Source organism: Nocardioides pantholopis, assembly GCF_003710085.1.
GTDB lineage: Bacteria > Actinomycetota > Actinomycetes > Propionibacteriales > Nocardioidaceae > Nocardioides > Nocardioides pantholopis.
Map to the genome: position 1 here is coordinate 2,945,849 of NZ_CP033324.1, position 16,046 is coordinate 2,961,894.

Consider the following 16,046-nt stretch of genomic DNA (forward strand, 5'->3'; position numbering starts at 1 on the left):
CGCCACAGACCCGGTCGGATTCGTAGGCTCCGGGTATGACCGGGCTCAGCGACCTGCGCGCACTCCCCGCGAGACACCCTGCGGTGTTCGACGCGCTGGTGGCGGTGGGGCTCATGCCCATCGCGGTGCTCCTCCCCGATCCCGACCACCCGGACGGCTCCTCGCTCTCCGGCGCGGCGACGGCCATCGCGATCATCACCTGCGCCGGACTGGCACTACGTCGCCGGTGGCCCGGCATCGTCCTGGCGGGCACCAGCGTGGGCGCCGCGGTCGTCATCATGCTCGCGGGGGGAGCGTCCTGGATCGTCCTGACGCCGGTCGTGGCCTTGTACACGTTCGCCGTCCTGCGCGACCGACGCAGCGCCGTGGTGGCCTGGGCAGCGTCACTGGTGCCTGTGTCGGCCGCAGTCGCACTGGTGACAGACCCGTGGCCGCCCGATCCCGCAGCCTTCCAGTACATCTCGTCGTTCGCCGTCGCCACCGCCGTCGGAGTGGCGGTCCGGTCCCGTCGCGCCTTCGTCGTGGCAGTCGAGGAGCGCGCCGAGCGGGCGGAGCGCATGCGCGAGCAGGAGGCTGCTCGACGCGTCGCGGAGGAGCGGCTGCGCATCGCGCGCGAGCTCCACGACGTGGTCGCGCATCGCGTCGCGATCGTGAACGTCCAGGCCTCCGTGGCTCATCATCTCGTGCTCGTCGACCCCCCGGCCGCACTCTCGGCGATCGAGCACGTGCGGGAAGCGGGGCGAGCGATCCTCGACGAGCTGGGTGACGTGTTGAACGTCCTGCGTCAGCCGGATGAAGCGGTGAACCCCCACGCGCCCGCACCGGGCCTTGACGAGGTGCACCGGCTGGTGGCCTCCTTCCAGTCCGTGGGGCTGAGCATCAGGCAGTCTGTGTCAGGGAGTCCCCGCGCTGTCCCAGGGGGAGCAGATCTGGTGGCGTACCGGGTCCTCCAGGAGGCCCTCACGAATGCCCACAAACACGGAACCGGACAGGCCACCATGACCATCTGCTACGAGCCCGTCGAGATCGGACTCGAGGTCACCAACCCCGTCGGCGCTGACCGGGCCGCCGTGCTCCCCTCCGCGGCCGCGGCGGCGTCGGGTTTCCAGACAGATCCCTCCGGGGGCGCCGGCTTCGGCCTGATCGGGATGCGTGAGCGCGTGGCGGCGGTCGGCGGGGAGATGGCGGCACGACAAGACCCCGATGGGCACTTCCGGGTGTCGGTCCGGCTGCCCGACCGAGCGGGCGTGGACCGGTGAGCATTCGTGTGGTCATCGCGGACGACCAGGGGCTCATCCGGGTGGGCTTCAGGTCGCTGATCGACTCCGCGCCGGACATGAGCGTCGTGGGAGAGGCCACCAACGGGCAGGAGGCGGTGAACCTGGTCCGCGACACCCGAGCCGACGTCGTGGTGATGGACATCCGCATGCCCGAGCTGGACGGCCTGGGGGCGACACGCCTCATCTGCGCCGACGAGGACCTCGCCGGCGTGCGCGTTCTCATCCTGACGACCTTCGAGCTCGACGAGTACGTGCTCGAAGCGGTCGAGGCCGGTGCCAGCGGGTTCCTCGGCAAGAGCGTCGATCCCGAAGAGCTGGTGCAGGCGATCAGGACGCTGGCAGCCGGCGACGCCCTGCTCTCGCCCAAGGCGACGAGGACGCTGATCAGCCGCTACGCCCGACCGGCCGCGGCCGACTCGTCTGCCACCGTCGACTCGACGCTCCTGCCCGAGCTGACCGATCGGGAGCGCGAGGTGGTCGCCCTGGCGGCCCAGGGCTTGACCAACGACGAGATCGCCGAGCGCCTCTTCGTCTCTCCACTGACGGCCAAGACCCATGTGAACCGGGCGATGATGAAGGTGGGCGCACGCGATCGGGCCCAGCTGGTCGTCGCCGCCTACCAGAGCGGCCTGATCCGGCCCGGACCGGCGTAGGCCGCCACCCGCCCGCGCCTGGGCGGGCCGGTGCGGTACGTGGACCCGACTCTCGGCAGCTGCAGGCGACGCCTGAGATCGGTGACTCAGTCAAACGGATCGCGCTCGTCGGTCACCGTGTAGAGCCGGACCTGGACATCGTGCATCTCTTCGTCGAGATGAGGCGGATTGGCCACCGCGCGGAACGACTCCATCGCCTCGTGGGACTCCCATCGCTCGAGGTTGTTCACGCGGCTGGGGTCCAGGGAGTCTGCCGTGATCGCGACGTCCAGACATCCGGGTGCTTGACGCGCCCGCCGCTGCAGGTCGGCGAACGCGGCGATGTACGCGTCGCGCCCCTCGGGATCCACCCGGTAGTGGCCGGTGATGATCAGCATCGGTCCTGCGGTCTCTGCACTCATGCAGACCACGACCCCGCGGACACCGGAGACTCATCGCTGACGCACCGTCACCGCAGGCCCGCTCATCGGCAGGGCCGGACGCATGCCGTGGGTCTCGTGGCACGGCCACAGAACAGAAACCGCCGCTGACCTCATTCCTGCAGGTCAGCGGCGGTTTCTCACTTGTAGCGGGGGCAGGATTTGAACCTGCGACCTCTGGGTTATGAGCCCAGCGAGCTACCGAGCTGCTCCACCCCGCGCCGGTGAGAAGAACAGTACGGGATGGGCAGCCGGCGGCCAAATCCGGGGGTCACTCCCCGGCGTCGCCCTCGTCGGTCGGCGAGTCCGAGTCCGAGTCGGTGTCGCCGGTGTCGCCACCGGCCGCGTCGCCGTCCCGCTCCGCCGCGAGCGCGACGGCATCGGAGACCAGCTGCTCGGCGGTCTCGACGGCCTCCTGGTACGCCGCGAGGTCACCCTCGGCCAGGGCGGCCTCCGCCTCCTCGAACGACGCCTCGGCGTCGGTGAGCAGCGCCCGGATCTGCTGATCCACGCTCCCCTCCGGCGCCGGCGGCTCGGTGGCTCCGCCGCCGGTGTCCGGCGGTGGGGTGCCCTCGCCGAGGTCGACGCCGAGGGCGTCGGCGATCGACTCGGTCAGCGTGGTGCCGATGCCGATGTTCTCGCCGATCGAGACCAGCACGAACCGCAGGATCGGGTAGCCGGAGGTGGACCCGGCCCGCACGGCGTACACGGGCTCGATGTAGATCAGCCCGTTCTGCACCGGGAGCGTGAGCAGGTTGCCGAACAGCGGCGGCGACTGGCCGGTCTGGAACGGGAGCAACGCATCACGCACGTTGTCGTCGTTGCTGAACTCGTTGGCGATCAGCCCGGGGCCCTTGGTGTTCTGGTCCTCGAGCTGGAGCACGCTCATCTTGCCGTAGTCCTCCGAGGTCGCATCGGAGTTCACCGACACGAACGAGGCCAGGTTGTTCTTGCCGTACGGCACGAACACCGAGGTCAGCGCCCAGGTGTCCTGGGTCGCGCCCTCCTCGTTGGCGGCCTGGTCCACGAAGAGCCGGTGCGGCGGCTGCAGGTTGTTCGCGCTGTTCGGGTCCTCCGGGACCTCCCAGCGGTCGTTGCCCTGGTACCAGTCACCGGCGTCGGTGATGTGGTAGCGGGCGTACTGGTAGCGCTGCACCTTGAACAGGTCCTCGGGGTAGCGCAGGTGCTTGAGCAGCTCCGGGGAGATCTCCGAGCGGTCCTCGACGGTGCCGGGGAACGCGCTGCGCCAGGCCTTGAGGATCGGGTCGGACTCGTCCCAGGCGTAGAGCTTGACAGTGCCGTCGTAGGCGTCGACGGTCGCCTTGACCGCGTTGCGCATGTAGTTGATCTCGTCGGTCGGCAGCGTCGCCAGGCCGCCGGACTGCTGCAGCGAGTCGTCGGTCATCTCCTCGAACGACTCCCGCGCGGCGTTCGGGTAGCGGTCGGTGGTGGTGTAGCCGTCCAGCACCCACTGCACCTTCCCGTCGACGATCACCGGGTAGGCGTCGTCGTCGATGGTCAGCCACGGGGCGACCTTCTCGACCCGCTCGCGCGGGGTCCGGTTGTAGATGACCTCGCTGTTGCCGTTCACGCGACCGGAGAGCAGGAAGTTCGGCTCGCCGAACTTGATCGCGTACATCAGCTCCCGGAACGTCGAGCCGAGCGGGACGCCCCCGGCGCCGTCGTACGTCGTGGTGCGCTCCTCGTCGTCGGTGGCGCCGGCCAGGCCCAGCTCCACGTCCTTGCCGCTCTTGCCGGCCTTGCCGACCACCGAGTACTCCGGGCTCTGCTCACCGAAGTAGATCCGGCTCTCGTAGCCGCCGACCGCCTTGCTGAGCGCGTCCTGGGCGGTGCCGTCGGCGTTGGTCTGGTTGCCCTCCGCCCACTGGATGTCGGTGCCCTCGCTGTTGTTGTCGGCACCCCGCTGGTTGGCGTAGGCCGCGATCACGCCGTTGCCGTGGGTGTAGACCGTGTGCAGGTTGGACCAGTTGCGGTCCCCGGGGTTCAGGCCGCTCTGGTCGAGCTCCCGGACGCCGAGCACCAGCGCCCGCTCCTGACCGTCCAGCTCGTAGCGGTCGACGTCCAGCACGTCGGCGACCGAGTAGTAGGCACGACCCTGCTGGTTCTGCTCGAAGGTCTGGCGCACCAGCTTGGGGTCCACCAGCGGCGCGGAGGACGCCTGCGCGCGGACCGTCTGCCCCGACTTCGGGTCGGCGATCGCCGCACTCGTGTACGGCGTCACCTCGACGTCCTCGAGGTCGTAGGCCGCCCGTGTCGCCTCGATGTTGCGGGCGATGTAGGTGGCCTCCTTGTCAGCCTGCGAGGGCTTGACCTGGAACTGCTGGACCACGCCGGGCCAGATCATGCCGAGCAGCACGGCCGAGAGCGCGAGCAGCGCGATGCCGACCGACGGCAGCATCCAGGTGCGGCGCCAGACGTTGAGGAAGAACAGCAGCGCGCAGATGATCGCGATGCCCATCAGGATGTTCTTGGCCGGCAGCACCGCGTTGTCGTCGGTGTAGGTGACACCGGTGATCAGCGAGCCGGACTGGCTGACCAGGTCGTAGCGGTCCAACCAGTAGTCGGCGGCCTTGGCCAGCACGAAGACGCCCAGCAGGATCGAGAGCTGGACCTGGGCGGCGCCGGTGAGCCGGTCCCCCGGCGACTGCAGCTTGATCCCGCCGTAGAGGTAGTGCACGAGGGCGGCCGCGATCAGCGCGATCACGGCGGCGGCCATCGCGAAGTCCACCAGGTAGTGCAGGAACGGCAGCTCGAAGACGTAGAACCCGATGTCCTTGCCGAACTGGGCGTCGTCGGTGCCGAAGGACTCCGAGTTGCGCCACAGCAGGTAGTTGCGCCACTCCCCCAGACCGGAGGTGCCGGCGAACAGGCCGAAGATCACCGCGATCCCGACCAGCAGCCAGGTGCGCACCGGCGTGATCGCCTGGCGGTAGCGGTCCAGGCCGGTCTGCTCCGGCGAGGAGGGGTAGAACAGCGGCCGGAACCGGTAGGCCAGGTAGACGTTGGCCGACACCACGGCCGCCATCAGCAGGCCGAAGACGAGGAACAGCACCGCCCGGGTCCAGAACAGCGTGCTGAAGACGCCGCCGTACCCGCCGTCGCGGTACCACAGCCGGTCGGTGTAGACAGTGGAGAAGGTGGTCAGCCCGAAGAAGGCGACCACCAGCACCACGGCCGTGATGATCAGGGCCCGCGACCGCCTCGGCCGGCTCGGCGTCGCCGCCTCGCGCGGATCGGGGTCGTAAAGCTCGCTCACTCGGTCACTCCAGTTGCGTCGGTGTCGTCGGTGGTGTCGGCGATGTCAGTGGTGTCGTCGTCGGTCAGTGTGGCAGCCAGCAGGGCGAGCAGTCCGGGAACCAGGTCCCCGCCGCCGACGACGGAGGTGTCGTCGTCGTGGGCCCGCATCCGAAGCGCGCAGTACGTCGATCCGGCGCGGGTGGCGCCGGCCACGATCCGCACCTCCTGGCGGTCCGGGTGCTCGCGCGCGAACCGCTCCGCCTCGTCCGCGTCCTCGGGGATGTCGTCGTCGGCCGCGGGCGGCAGCACCAGGCGCTCCACGACCGCGGCGCAGCCGGCCACCCCCGCGGGCCAGGCGATCTGCTCCAGCATCCGCTCCAGCACGCCGCCGGGCGGCAGCCGGTCCTGCTCGACGGGTGTCAGCGACCCCTCGGCCGAGGACTCGTCGAGACCCATCGCCGCGGCGAGCGCGGGCTCGTGCTCGACCAGCTGCCCGGTGTCCACCAGGGCGTAGAGCCGGGCCGGCTGGTCCCAGCCCTCGGCGGCGACGTGCTGCTCGATCTCGAGCACGGCGGCCGCCAGGGCGGGGTCGACGTCGAAGTCGCTGGTGTCGGTCGGGGACGAGGTCACGGGTCAGTCAGTCCTCACAGCTCGGAAGCTTGGCGTCGGGGTCTTCGGCGTACGCCTCGATGGCCAGGCGGGCCTCGTGCATGGTGGTGGCGCGGACCAGGCGCATGTCGCCCGCCTCCGCGCCGAGGGCGTCGGCGCAGTTGTCCTCGGGCACCAGGAACAGGTCGGCGCCGTCGCGGCGGGCCCCGGCGATCTTCTGCTGGATGCCGCCGATCGGCCCGACCTCGCCGTCGGCGCTGATCGTGCCGGTGCCGGCGACGGACTTGCCGCCGGTCAGCGCGCCGGGGGTCAGTGCGTCGTAGATGGCCAGGGAGAACATCAGGCCGGCGCTGGGGCCGCCGATCTGGGCGTCGATGTTGACCGAGACCTCGAACGGGAACCGGTAGCCGGTGCCGAGCGTGACGCCGACCCGGGCCTGGCCGTCCACCTGCTCGGGCAGCAGCATCACGGTGCGCTTCTCGCCGTCGCGCAGCAGGTCGATCTCGACGGGGTCGCCCTCCGGGGTGGCCGCCACCAGCTCGGCCATCTGGTCGGGGGTGCTGACCGCCGTGCCGTTGACGCGCAGGAACAGGTCGCCCACCTCGAGCACGCCCTGCGCCGGGGTGTCCTTCTCGATGTAGGCGGCCATCACCGCCGGCGTGACCTGATAGCCCAGCTCCTCCAGGGCCACGGCCACGGCCTGGTCCTGGGAGGAGACCATGTCGATGGCCCCGGTGCGGCGGCTCTCCTCGACGGTCTCGTCCTCGTCGTGGACGGCGTCGTAGGGGTAGACCGCGCGGTCCTCGTCGAACCAGGCCCCGATCAGCTCGGGCAGGGTCTTCTCGGCGCCGGGCAGCGAGACGAAGACTGTCGTCATCCGCAGCTGGCCCTCGTCGCGGTAGACCTCGTGGCCGTCGACCTGGATGATCTCGACCTCGCCGGTCTCCTCGGTCTCGGTCTCACCGTCGCCCGAGCCCTTGCCGTCGTCCTCCGTGGTGCCGAGCACGTCGACGGTCAGGCCCGGCGCGTAGGTGGCGTAGGGCAGCGGGGTGAACACCGCCACCGCGAACAACGCCAGCAGCAACGGCACCGCCACGAGGGCGGCGATCGTGCGCTGCGTCATGGCGCCAGCCTCTCATCCGCCGACAACCGGCCTGCGACGACCCGGCTTCGACTCAGGAGGCGCGGCGGTCCCGGTCGGTGCCGGGGCGGGGCGCCCGGGAGGGGCGGACGGCGATGCCGGTGCTGCGGTCGCGCTGCGCGGGACGCGCGGCGTACCGGACCCCGGAGTCCTTCTGCAGCGCCCGGGCGAACCGCTGGGCGGCCACGTCGCGGTCGACCTCGCCACGTCCCTCGCGGCCCAGCCAGGACACCCAGCACATCGCCACGACCGTGACGACGGCCGACGGCACCAGCCACAGCAGGATCTCCACGGTCCGAGGGTAGGGGCGCGCGCCGCCGGGCCCGCGGCGCCACGCCCGCGGCTCCCGGGCGGACCTACGGCGAGCCCACCCACTCCTCGGTGCCGTCGCCGAAGCGCTGGTGCTTCCAGATCGGGACCTCGGCCTTCAGGGTGTCGATGAGGTCCCGGGACGCCTCGAACGCCGCACCCCGGTGCGCCGCGGTGGTGGCGACCACGACCGCCGCGTCCCCGATCGCGAGCGTCCCGGTCCGGTGCACCGCGGCGACGCCGGTCACGTCGTGGGCCGCGGCGACCCGGTCGCAGACCTCCGCCAGCCGCTCCAGCGCGCTCGGGTGCGCGGTGTAGTCGAGGCCGACGACGCCCTTGCCGCCGTCGTGGTCACGCACCCGCCCGACGAACAGGGTCAGGCCGCCGGACGCGTCGTCGTCCAGGGCGGCGAGCACTTCGTCGACCTCCAGCGGCGTGTCGCGGAGGTCGACCAGGCGGACTGCGGGGTGGGCCACGGGACGAGGGTAGAGCCGTTGGCCGAACCGCGTACCGTTGGCCACATGAGCAACGACTCCGGCAACCCGTCCTCCGACGGGCCCGACGAGGGCCAGAACCCCTTCAAGGGCACGCCGTTCGAGCAGTTCTTCGGCGGCGGTGCCGGCGGCCTCGGCGGCCTCGGCGGCATGTTCCCCGGAATGGGCGGCGCCGGCGGCGCGGGCGGCTTCCCCGACCTCAACCAGCTCTTCGGCCAGCTCCAGGCCATGATGCAGCCCTACGACGGCCCGCTGAACTGGGACCTCGCCATCGACCTGGCCCGCCAGGCGGTCGCCGCGACGTCCGACCCCTCGGTGAGCCAGCGCCAGAAGGACGCCGTGGCCGACGCGCTGCGGCTCGCCGACCACTGGCTCGACGAGACCACGAGCTTCCCCTCCGGGGTGCAGACCACCGCTGCGTGGAGCCGCGCCGAGTGGGTCGTGGAGACCACCGACGTGTGGAAGGTCCTCGTCGAGCCGGTCGCCGCGCAGTCCGTGCAGGCGATGAGCGGCGCCGTGCCCGAGGAGGCCCGCGCCCAGGCCGGCCCGATCCTCGCGATCATCGGCAAGGCCGTCGGCGCGATGCTGGCCACGCAGGTCGGCTCCGGCCTCGGCGCCCTCGCCAGTGAGGTGCTCAGCGTCTCCGACACCGGGGTGCCCCTGGCCAAGCCGGGCCGCGCCGCTCTGGTGCCCTCCAACGTCACCGCGTTCAGCTCCGGCCTGGACATCCCCGAGGACGACGTGCTGCTCTACCTCGCGCTGCGCGAGGCCGCCCACCAGCGCCTCTTCGTGCACGTGCCGTGGCTGCGCGAGCACGTCATCGGCGCGATCACCGACTACGCCCGCGGCATCGAGGTCAGCGCCGAGACCATCCAGTCCCGCCTCGAGGAGCAGATGCGCGGGATGGACCCCACCGACCCCGAGTCGATGCAGCAGCTGCTCGACGGCGGGCTCTTCGACATGCCCAAGTCCCCCGCGCAGGAGGCCGCGCTGCGCCGCCTGGAGGTCGTGCTCGCGCTGGTCGAGGGGTGGGTCGACGAGGTCGTCGGCCAGGCCACCGCCGAGCGGATGCCCACCGCCGGCAAGCTGCAGGAGGCGTTCCGGCGCCGCCGGGCCGCCGGCGGGCCGGCCGAGCAGACGTTCGCGACGCTGGTCGGGCTCGAGTTGCGCCCGCGCCGTCTGCGCGACGCCTCGACCCTGTGGGGCTCGCTGCGCACCCGTCAGGGCGTCGAGGCCCGCGACGGGGTCTGGATGCACCCCGACCTGCTGCCGACCGACGCCGATCTCGACGACCCGCTGGGCTTCCGCGAGGACGCGGCCGCGCCCACCGAGCTCAGCGAGGCCGACTTCGACGCCGAGCTGGCCAAGCTGCTCGGCGGCGAGGGCCCCGACGCCGGGGACGGCCCGGCCGAGGGCTCCGGCGACACCGGCGACGGGCGGCAGTGACCCCAGCACCGACCCCAGCCCCGACTGGGGAGCCGGGCCTGCACGCCGACGCGCTGAGCACGCTGACCGCCTGGACCCCGCCCACGCGGGCCCAGGCCACCCTCCGGGACCGGTACGTCGCCCACCTGCGGGAGCGGCCCGACGCAATGAGCCGGATCTGCCGCCCCGACCACCTGACCGCGTCGACGCTCGTGCTGAGCGCCGACCGCAGCCGGGTGCTGCTGACCCTGCACGCGAAGGCCGGCCGCTGGTTCCAGTTCGGCGGCCACTGCGAGGCCGGGGACACCACCCTCGCCGGCGCCGCCCTGCGCGAGGCGACCGAGGAGTCCGGTCTCGACGGCCTCGTGCTCGGCCCCCGGCCGGTCCAGCTCAGCGAGCACCCGGTCGAGTTCTGCGGGCCCGCTGACGGCGGCCCGACCGTGCACCACCTCGATGTCCGGTACGTCGCGGTCGCCGCGCCCGAGGCCCGGCACGCCGTCAGCGAGGAGTCGCTCGACGTGCGCTGGTGGCCGGTCCGGGCGCTGCCCGACCCCGACGCCGACCTGGTGGAGCTCGTCGAGCTGGCGCTGCAGTCCACCTCCCAGGCGGACCCGGCGGGCCAGCCGGGCTAGTCGAGCTCGTCCGGCACCGGCCCGGCCCCGTCCTCGGGGGCTCCATCCGGGCCGCTGCCGACCAGCCCTCGAGGTAGCCCTTGGCCCGCTCGGCCTGCGGGTAGCGGTCCACCCAGGCCCAGAACCGGTCGTTGTGGCCGGGCTCGATCAGGTGCACCAGCTCGTGGACCAGGACGTAGTCGATCACCCACGCCGGCATCCCCTGCAACCGTGTGGAGAGCCGCAGGCTGCGCTCCGCGGGGGTGCACGAGCCCCACCGGCTGTTCTGGTTGTCGACCCAGCGCACCGACTCCGGCTTGGCGATCCCGCCCAGGTAGCGGTCGTTCAGGCCGGCCGCCCGCCGCATCAGGTCGGCGTCGCTGGGCCGCCGGCGGCGCTCGGAGCGCTCCAGGCGGGCGACCATCTTCTCCACCCAGTCAGCCTCCTCGCGGCGGCTGAGCGTGGCCGGGACCAGCACGACGATGCGCTCGCCCTCGCGGTACGCCGAGACGGTGCGGCGCCGCCGCGACGAGCGGCGGACCTCCACCTCGGGGCGCTCCATGCCGGGACCCTAGCGGTTCGCCCAGGCCAGCAGGCGGTCCTTCGGCCAGGTGTTGACGATGCGCTCGGGCTCGATCCCGGCCGCGGCGGCCCGCTCCGCGCCGTACGCGAGGAAGTCCAGCTGCCCCGGCGCGTGCGCGTCGGTGTCGATCGAGAACAGGCAGCCCACGTCGCGGGCCAGCTCGAGGAGCCGGGTCGGCGGGTCGCGCCGCTCCGGGCGGGAGTTGATCTCGACGGCCACGTCGTGCTCGACGCAGGCCTCGAAGACGGCGCGGGCGTCGAACTGCGACTCCTTGCGGGTGCCGCGCCCGCCGGTCACCAGCCGCCCGGTGCAGTGGCCCAGCACGTTCGTGAACGGGTTGGCGACCGCAGCCACCATCCGCCGGGTCATCGCGTCGGCGTCCATGGCCAGCTTCGAGTGCACGCTGGCGACCCGGACCTCCAGCCGGGCGAGCATCTCGTCGGTCTGGTCCAGCGACCCGTCGTCGAGGATGTCGACCTCGATCCCCTTCAGCAGCGTGAACCTTCCCCCGGCGGCGGCGAGGTGCCGGTTGACGGCGTCGACGACGTCGAGCTGGCGGGCCAGCCGCTCGGCGCTCAGCCCGTGGGCCACCGTGAGCCGCGGCGAGTGGTCGGTGAGCACCTGGTACTCCCGACCGAGCTCCATCGCGGTGAAGGCCATCTCCTCGATCGGCGAGCCGCCGTCGGACCAGTCCGAGTGGGAGTGCAGGTCCCCGCGGAGTGTCGCCAGCAGGTCGGCGCCGTCCGCGACGAGCGGGCCCCCGTGCTCCCGCTCCGCGCGGGCCAGCCGCTCGGGCAGCTCGCCGCGCACGGCGGACGCGATCACCGCCGCCGAGCTCGCCCCGACGCCGGGCACCTTGGTGAGGGTGTCGTCCGCGACGGCGCGGCGCACCTCCTCCTCCGGCAGCGGCAGGATCGCGGCGGCCGCCTTGCGGAACGCCTTGACCTTGTAGGTGTCCTCGCGCCCACGCTCCAGCAGGAACGCGATCCGTCGCAGCGCGGCCACCGGCCCGGCGTCGTACTCCTCGCTCACGCCCGCCGCCCCTTCCGCTCGCTCCCCCGACGGTTCTGTCCCGCCCGTCTTTCGTCCACAGGGCGTGGACAGCCGTTCCGGCAGGTCAGAGCAGGGTACGCCGCGCGCCGGGGAATCCTCTCCACAGGTTGGTCCCGAGATTCTCCGCCGTACTCCACGGGTTTCGTCCCTTCTCCACAGCCTTCTCCACAACCCTGTCCACAGGCGGGCACGGCTACCCGTTGACCGCGCCCCGGCGCTGCTCCTAGCGTTCAGAGCAGACGGGGCCCCCGGGCCCGGCGCGCGAGGCCCGCAAGGGGAAGGCGGGTCTCACGCCCCGGGCCGGGGGTCTTTTCACATCACCGGCCCGGGTCTCAGCGCCCGGTGAAGCGCGGCGTCCGCTTCTCGCGAGCGGCCCGGATGCCCTCCTGCAGGTCCTCGGTGGCCAGCGTGATCGGCTGGGCCATCGCCTCCCACTGCAGGGCGCTCTCGAGGTCGCCGTGGCCGCCGTCGGCCAGGGCCAGCTTGGTCATCCGGCTCGCGATCGGAGCGGTCGCCGCGATCCCGGCGGCCGTCTCGAGCACCGCGTCGAGGAACCCCGTCGGCGCCAGCACCGCGGAGACCATGCCCAGGCGCAGCGCCTCCTCGGCGTCCACGAGCCGCCCGGTGAGCAGCAGCTCGCGCGCGTGCGCGGCGCCGACGACCTGGGGCAGCAGCCGGGTCGCAGCCATGCCGGGGTGCAGCCCGAGCTTCACGAACGGCGCGCCGAGCCTCGCCCCCGCAGCGGCGTACCGGATGTCGCAGGCGAGCGCCACGCACAGGCCGGCGCCGATCGCGGGGCCGTTGACGGCCGCGATCGTCGGCACCTCGAGCCGCTGGAGCGCCAGCCAGGAACGGTAGAACGCCAGCATCCGGGTGCGCAGGCTGTCCACCGAGGCGTCCGGGTCACCGGCGATCCAGCTGGTGTCCCCACCGGAGCAGAAGGCACTGCCGGCACCGGTGACGACCACCGCCCGCACCGACCGGTCCGCGGCGAGCTCGTCGATGGCGGCCACCCACGAGGTGGTCATCGGCTCCGACATCGCGTTGCGCTGGTCGGGGTTGTCCAGGGTGAGCAGGGCGACGCCCTCGCTGGGGCGGTCGAGGCGCAGGTGGGTCACGTCGGGCATGGAGGGCAATCTAGCGACCGACACGGCCGAGGTCGGCGTGCGACGACCGCACCAGCAGGTGCCGTAGGGTCGTTGCGGTTCGGCGGCACACCGTCGCCCGACCCCGACGGGCTCCCTGGATCCCGTCGCGACGACCCGAGTGAGACAGAGCAAGGAGGCCGTCATGGCGGAGACCTGGAGCGGCGAGTTCTACTGCGTGAAGTGCAAGGAGAAGCGCGAGGCCGAGGGCGAGGTCAAGGTGAACGACAAGGGCACCCGGATGGCCAAGGCCGTGTGCCCCGTCTGCAGCACGAACCTCAACCGCATCCTCGGCAAGGCGTGAGCTGACCCGCGCCCACGAGCCGACACGACGGCGTCGCCCCGAGGGGCGGCGCCGTCGTCGCATCTCCACCGGTCCCGGCGGCTCCGCCGGCTCCGCCCGGTCCGGCTGAGCACCCGGCCTGGCCCTGTGGAAGGCATCCGGTGCCGAGGCACCCGCTCTGCCATCGTGGCGGCCATGGCCGGCACCCGACTACGACTCCTCCCGGGGCTGCCGGTGCTGCGGCGCGACGAGCGACACCTCCAGGTGGGCCTGGAGCCGGGCCGCGCGGTCGTGCTGCCCGACGAGCCCGGCGTACGCCGGGTGCTGGCTGAGGCGCGGGCGGGCGGCGTCCACCCCGACGGCCCGCACGCCACGGACCACCCGGCGGCGCGGGCCCTCCAGGTCCTCGCGGAGGCGGGCCTGATCACCGACCCGGCGGATCTCGCGGCCCGGCATCTGGCCCGGGCCGCCTGCCTGGTCGAGGTCGACGCGTCGGCCGACGTGCGCGCCCGGGTGCTTCCGGTGCTCGCGGCCGCGGGCCTGGCAGCCCACCGGGGCGAGCCCGCGGACCGGCCCGACCCCAGCGTCCGCCTCGTCGTGCGCGAGGGGGTGGTGCCGCGCAGCGGACTCGACGACGCCGCCCGCGACGGACTGCCCCATCTCGTCGTCGGCGCCCAGCCCGGCAGCGTGACGGTCGGCCCGTTCGTGCACCCCGGCGTGACCGCGTGCCTGCGCTGCCTGGACGCCCACCGGGCTGCGGCCGACCCGCGGTGGCCACTGCTGGTCGAGCAGGCCGGGCAGGCCGGGTCTCGCGGACAGGCCGGGCGGCTGCCCGTCGACCCGCTGCTCCAGCACCTGGCGCTGGTGTGGGCCGCCGCCGACCTGCGCGCCTGGGCCGAGGGCGCGAGGCCCAGCACCTGGTCGGCCTCGGTGCGCTTCGCCGGCGCGGACGGGACCGCCCCGACCCACGAGCGGCAGGAATGGACCCGTCACCCGGGCTGCGGGTGCGCCTGGGGCGCGGCGCTCACCACCGGGTGAGGTCGGACCGCCGTCTCCCCGAGGCCCCGGCGGTCACCAGGCGGTCACCACCATTCACTGTCGAGGCGGGCCTCCGCGGAGCGCAGGTGCTCGCGTGAGCACGCCGCACAGAAGGTCCGGCGGCGCCCGTTCTCGACAGCCGTCGTCCAGGCCAGCCGGGTCAGGTCGTCGGGCTCCTCGTCCTCGCGCCGGCCGCAGAAGTCGCAGGTCCTCACCCGCTCGAGGCTACTGCGGCTGGCGAGGCGTGGGACGGACGCGGCGGAGCCGGGCACGACGTACGTCGTGCCCGGCTCCGGTTCTCACAGGGCCCGGGCGAGAGCCAGGCGGGCCTGCTGGGCGGCCTTCTCGGCCTTGCGGCTCAGGCGAGCCGCGCGGGCGACCTGGTGGCCGCGGCGACGTTCCTGCGCCTCTCCCAGGCGCGCGGCCATCTGCGCGCGCGCCAGGTCTTCGTTCATCAGATTCATGGCGTTGCTCCGGTTCTGGTGGCTGTCGACGGCGGCGACCGGGATGGTCTCGGCGTCAGGGGCGGTGGTCGGGGCCGTGCGGCCCGGGGTGCAGGTGCTCATCGGTGTCCGGTGCTTCCTGGTGGGGGCGCTCAGAGCGCCCGGGCGAGTGCGGTGCGGGCATCCCGGGCGGCCAGCTCGGCCCGGCGGGACAGCCGGTGTGCCCGAGCCAGCTGGTGGCCCCGACGCTGCTCCCGGGCGGCTCCGACGCGGGTGGTCACCTGCGTCCGGGCGATGCTCTCGGTCATCACGTTCATGTCGCTCTTCCATCTCGGTGGTGGGTCGGTGGTGGGTCGGTGGTGGATGGCGCTGAGGCGTTGGTGCTGGTCGAGCCGAGCCTCAGGCGACTGACTCGTTCTTGCGTGGGCGGCCGCGCGGACGCTTGCGGGGGATCACTGCTCCCTGAAGGAACAGCTCGCCGCCCCAGACGCCCCAGGGCTCCCGGCGCTCCAGGGCACCCTCCAGGCACAGGGCCCGGACCGGGCACTCCTGGCACAGGGCCTTGGCAATCTCCACATCGGACGGGGACTCCGCGAACCAGAGCTCCGGGTTGCGCACCCGGCAGGGCAGCCGCGCATCGTCGACGCGCTCCGCCTGGTCGTGGAGCAGGCCCAGAGTCGTCGGCGGATCGAGGACGCTGATGGTCATGTTTCACCTCCTGGTGGTGGGTTTGATGTCGGTTTGCTGACTCGGTGGTGCTGGGTTTCTGTTCGGTGCTCGGCCAATGGATGTCGTCTTCTTTCGAGGGTCGGGATCCGGCTCCAGATACGACAAAGGCCGCGGATCCCGGTGTGGGGTCCGCGGCCTGGAGGCGCCGATGCTGCTGATCTGGTCAGCTGATCGGTGGTCTCCAGGCACTGGTCCCCGCGTAGGTCGGAATGAGACCCAGGTGTGCCTTGGCAGCCTTGTCGTCGGTGACGACGGTCCAGGTCCGGGCAGACGGCACGGCGCCGCCCCGGACGACGGTGCGCACGTCGGTCCCACGCCGGGCCGCGTCGACGAAGGCGCGGCCGCACGTGGGCATGCCGAAGCGGGACGGGATCTGATCCGTCATCGAGCGCTTGATGCTGTTCATGAGGCCACCTCCTTCGGGTTCTCGGGCGCCGGCTTCGTCAGGGCCGTGGGGCGCGTTCGGTTTCGTGATGGCACGCTATCGCCGCCGCGAAGTCATGGGCAAACCATTTTTTGACTATTTCCGAAGAAGATTTTTCAACGTTTCACCGGCCCGGCTCCGCGCGCCGG

Annotated in this window: 19 protein-coding genes, 1 tRNA gene and 1 pseudogene; 6 read left to right on the top strand and 15 right to left on the bottom strand. The window is 72.5% G+C overall.

The annotated features are described in order from the left end of the window. The first annotated feature begins 35 nt into the window (after nt 1–35). On the top strand, nt 36–1,259 hold the full coding sequence (locus EBO35_RS14165; RefSeq protein ID WP_122818280.1) for a sensor histidine kinase: 1,224 nt from the start codon (nt 36–38) through the stop codon (nt 1,257–1,259). Then, nucleotides 1,256–1,933, top strand: coding sequence for a response regulator transcription factor (locus EBO35_RS14170; protein ID WP_122818281.1), 678 nt, complete (start codon nt 1,256–1,258; stop codon nt 1,931–1,933). Before EBO35_RS14165 ends, EBO35_RS14170 begins: the two co-directional genes overlap by 4 nt. Before the next feature lie 86 nt (nt 1,934–2,019). Here EBO35_RS14170 and EBO35_RS14175 read toward each other — a convergent pair whose 3' ends face one another. From EBO35_RS14175 to EBO35_RS14205, 7 genes are all read right to left on the bottom strand, one after another. Further along, nucleotides 2,020–2,310 carry a putative quinol monooxygenase gene (locus EBO35_RS14175; RefSeq protein WP_122818282.1) on the bottom strand — a complete coding sequence of 97 codons (291 nt, stop codon included), beginning with the start codon at nt 2,308–2,310 and terminating at the stop codon, nt 2,020–2,022. 189 nt (nt 2,311–2,499) lie between these two features. Further along, nucleotides 2,500–2,573 (bottom strand) — tRNA-Met (locus EBO35_RS14180). A 50-nt stretch (nt 2,574–2,623) separates the two neighbouring features. Beyond that, nucleotides 2,624–5,629 carry a UPF0182 family membrane protein gene (locus tag EBO35_RS14185; protein WP_122818283.1) on the bottom strand — a complete coding sequence of 1,002 codons (3,006 nt, stop codon included), beginning with the start codon at nt 5,627–5,629 and terminating at the stop codon, nt 2,624–2,626. Beyond that, complete coding sequence (locus EBO35_RS14190; RefSeq protein WP_122818284.1) at nt 5,626–6,240, bottom strand: PPA1309 family protein; 615 nt, start codon at nt 6,238–6,240, stop codon at nt 5,626–5,628. Before EBO35_RS14190 ends, EBO35_RS14185 begins: the two co-directional genes overlap by 4 nt. A 7-nt stretch (nt 6,241–6,247) precedes the next feature. Continuing rightward, the gene (locus EBO35_RS14195) at nt 6,248–7,342 is read right to left on the bottom strand and encodes a YlbL family protein (RefSeq protein WP_122818285.1); all 1,095 of its coding nucleotides are present in this window, start codon (nt 7,340–7,342) and stop codon (nt 6,248–6,250) included. A gap of 52 nt (nt 7,343–7,394) precedes the next feature. Beyond that, nucleotides 7,395–7,652, bottom strand: coding sequence for a hypothetical protein (locus EBO35_RS14200; RefSeq protein WP_164477976.1), 258 nt, complete (start codon nt 7,650–7,652; stop codon nt 7,395–7,397). A gap of 64 nt (nt 7,653–7,716) precedes the next feature. After that, nucleotides 7,717–8,145, bottom strand: a complete 429-nt coding sequence (locus tag EBO35_RS14205; RefSeq protein WP_122818286.1) for a molybdenum cofactor biosynthesis protein MoaE — start codon at nt 8,143–8,145, stop codon at nt 7,717–7,719. Between the two features lie 45 nt (nt 8,146–8,190). On the opposite strand from EBO35_RS14205, the gene EBO35_RS14210 reads away from it, so the two are divergent. Further along, nucleotides 8,191–9,609 carry a zinc-dependent metalloprotease gene (locus EBO35_RS14210; RefSeq protein ID WP_122818287.1) on the top strand — a complete coding sequence of 473 codons (1,419 nt, stop codon included), beginning with the start codon at nt 8,191–8,193 and terminating at the stop codon, nt 9,607–9,609. Beyond that, complete coding sequence (locus EBO35_RS20040) at nt 9,606–10,220, top strand: NUDIX hydrolase (RefSeq protein WP_241153705.1); 615 nt, start codon at nt 9,606–9,608, stop codon at nt 10,218–10,220. Before EBO35_RS14210 ends, EBO35_RS20040 begins: the two co-directional genes overlap by 4 nt. A 130-nt stretch (nt 10,221–10,350) precedes the next feature. Here the strand turns inward: EBO35_RS20040 and EBO35_RS14220 are convergent. The 3 genes and pseudogenes from EBO35_RS14220 to EBO35_RS14230 all read right to left on the bottom strand — a co-directional run. Then, a pseudogene (locus EBO35_RS14220) lies at nt 10,351–10,761 on the bottom strand (M48 metallopeptidase family protein); the annotation flags it as partial. A 9-nt stretch (nt 10,762–10,770) separates the two neighbouring features. After that, nucleotides 10,771–11,814 (bottom strand): PHP domain-containing protein, encoded by a 1,044-nt coding sequence (locus tag EBO35_RS14225; protein ID WP_122818289.1) that lies wholly within the window; start codon nt 11,812–11,814, stop codon nt 10,771–10,773. 353 nt (nt 11,815–12,167) lie between these two features. Next, on the bottom strand, nt 12,168–12,962 hold the full coding sequence (locus EBO35_RS14230) for an enoyl-CoA hydratase/isomerase family protein (RefSeq protein WP_122818290.1): 795 nt from the start codon (nt 12,960–12,962) through the stop codon (nt 12,168–12,170). A 163-nt stretch (nt 12,963–13,125) separates the two neighbouring features. Between EBO35_RS14230 and EBO35_RS19530 the strand changes: the two genes are divergently transcribed. Next, nucleotides 13,126–13,284 (top strand): DUF5679 domain-containing protein, encoded by a 159-nt coding sequence (locus EBO35_RS19530; protein ID WP_091115022.1) that lies wholly within the window; start codon nt 13,126–13,128, stop codon nt 13,282–13,284. A gap of 174 nt (nt 13,285–13,458) precedes the next feature. Beyond that, nucleotides 13,459–14,301 (top strand): hypothetical protein, encoded by an 843-nt coding sequence (locus tag EBO35_RS14235; RefSeq protein WP_164477977.1) that lies wholly within the window; start codon nt 13,459–13,461, stop codon nt 14,299–14,301. A gap of 44 nt (nt 14,302–14,345) precedes the next feature. Here EBO35_RS14235 and EBO35_RS14240 read toward each other — a convergent pair whose 3' ends face one another. The 5 genes from EBO35_RS14240 to EBO35_RS14255 form a co-directional block, all read right to left on the bottom strand. Beyond that, nucleotides 14,346–14,516: a hypothetical protein gene (locus tag EBO35_RS14240; RefSeq protein WP_164477978.1), complete on the bottom strand. Its 171-nt coding sequence runs from the start codon at nt 14,514–14,516 to the stop codon at nt 14,346–14,348. A gap of 84 nt (nt 14,517–14,600) precedes the next feature. Then, nucleotides 14,601–14,867 (bottom strand): hypothetical protein, encoded by a 267-nt coding sequence (locus tag EBO35_RS19535; RefSeq protein ID WP_164477725.1) that lies wholly within the window; start codon nt 14,865–14,867, stop codon nt 14,601–14,603. A gap of 29 nt (nt 14,868–14,896) precedes the next feature. Continuing rightward, entirely contained in the window at nt 14,897–15,061 is a 165-nt protein-coding gene (locus EBO35_RS19540) for a hypothetical protein (RefSeq protein ID WP_164477979.1), read from the bottom strand. A gap of 82 nt (nt 15,062–15,143) precedes the next feature. Beyond that, on the bottom strand, nt 15,144–15,452 hold the full coding sequence (locus EBO35_RS14250; RefSeq protein ID WP_122818293.1) for a WhiB family transcriptional regulator: 309 nt from the start codon (nt 15,450–15,452) through the stop codon (nt 15,144–15,146). A 184-nt stretch (nt 15,453–15,636) separates the two neighbouring features. Next, nucleotides 15,637–15,879, bottom strand: a complete 243-nt coding sequence (locus tag EBO35_RS14255) for a hypothetical protein (RefSeq protein ID WP_122818294.1) — start codon at nt 15,877–15,879, stop codon at nt 15,637–15,639. Between the last annotated feature and the right edge of the window lie 167 nt (nt 15,880–16,046).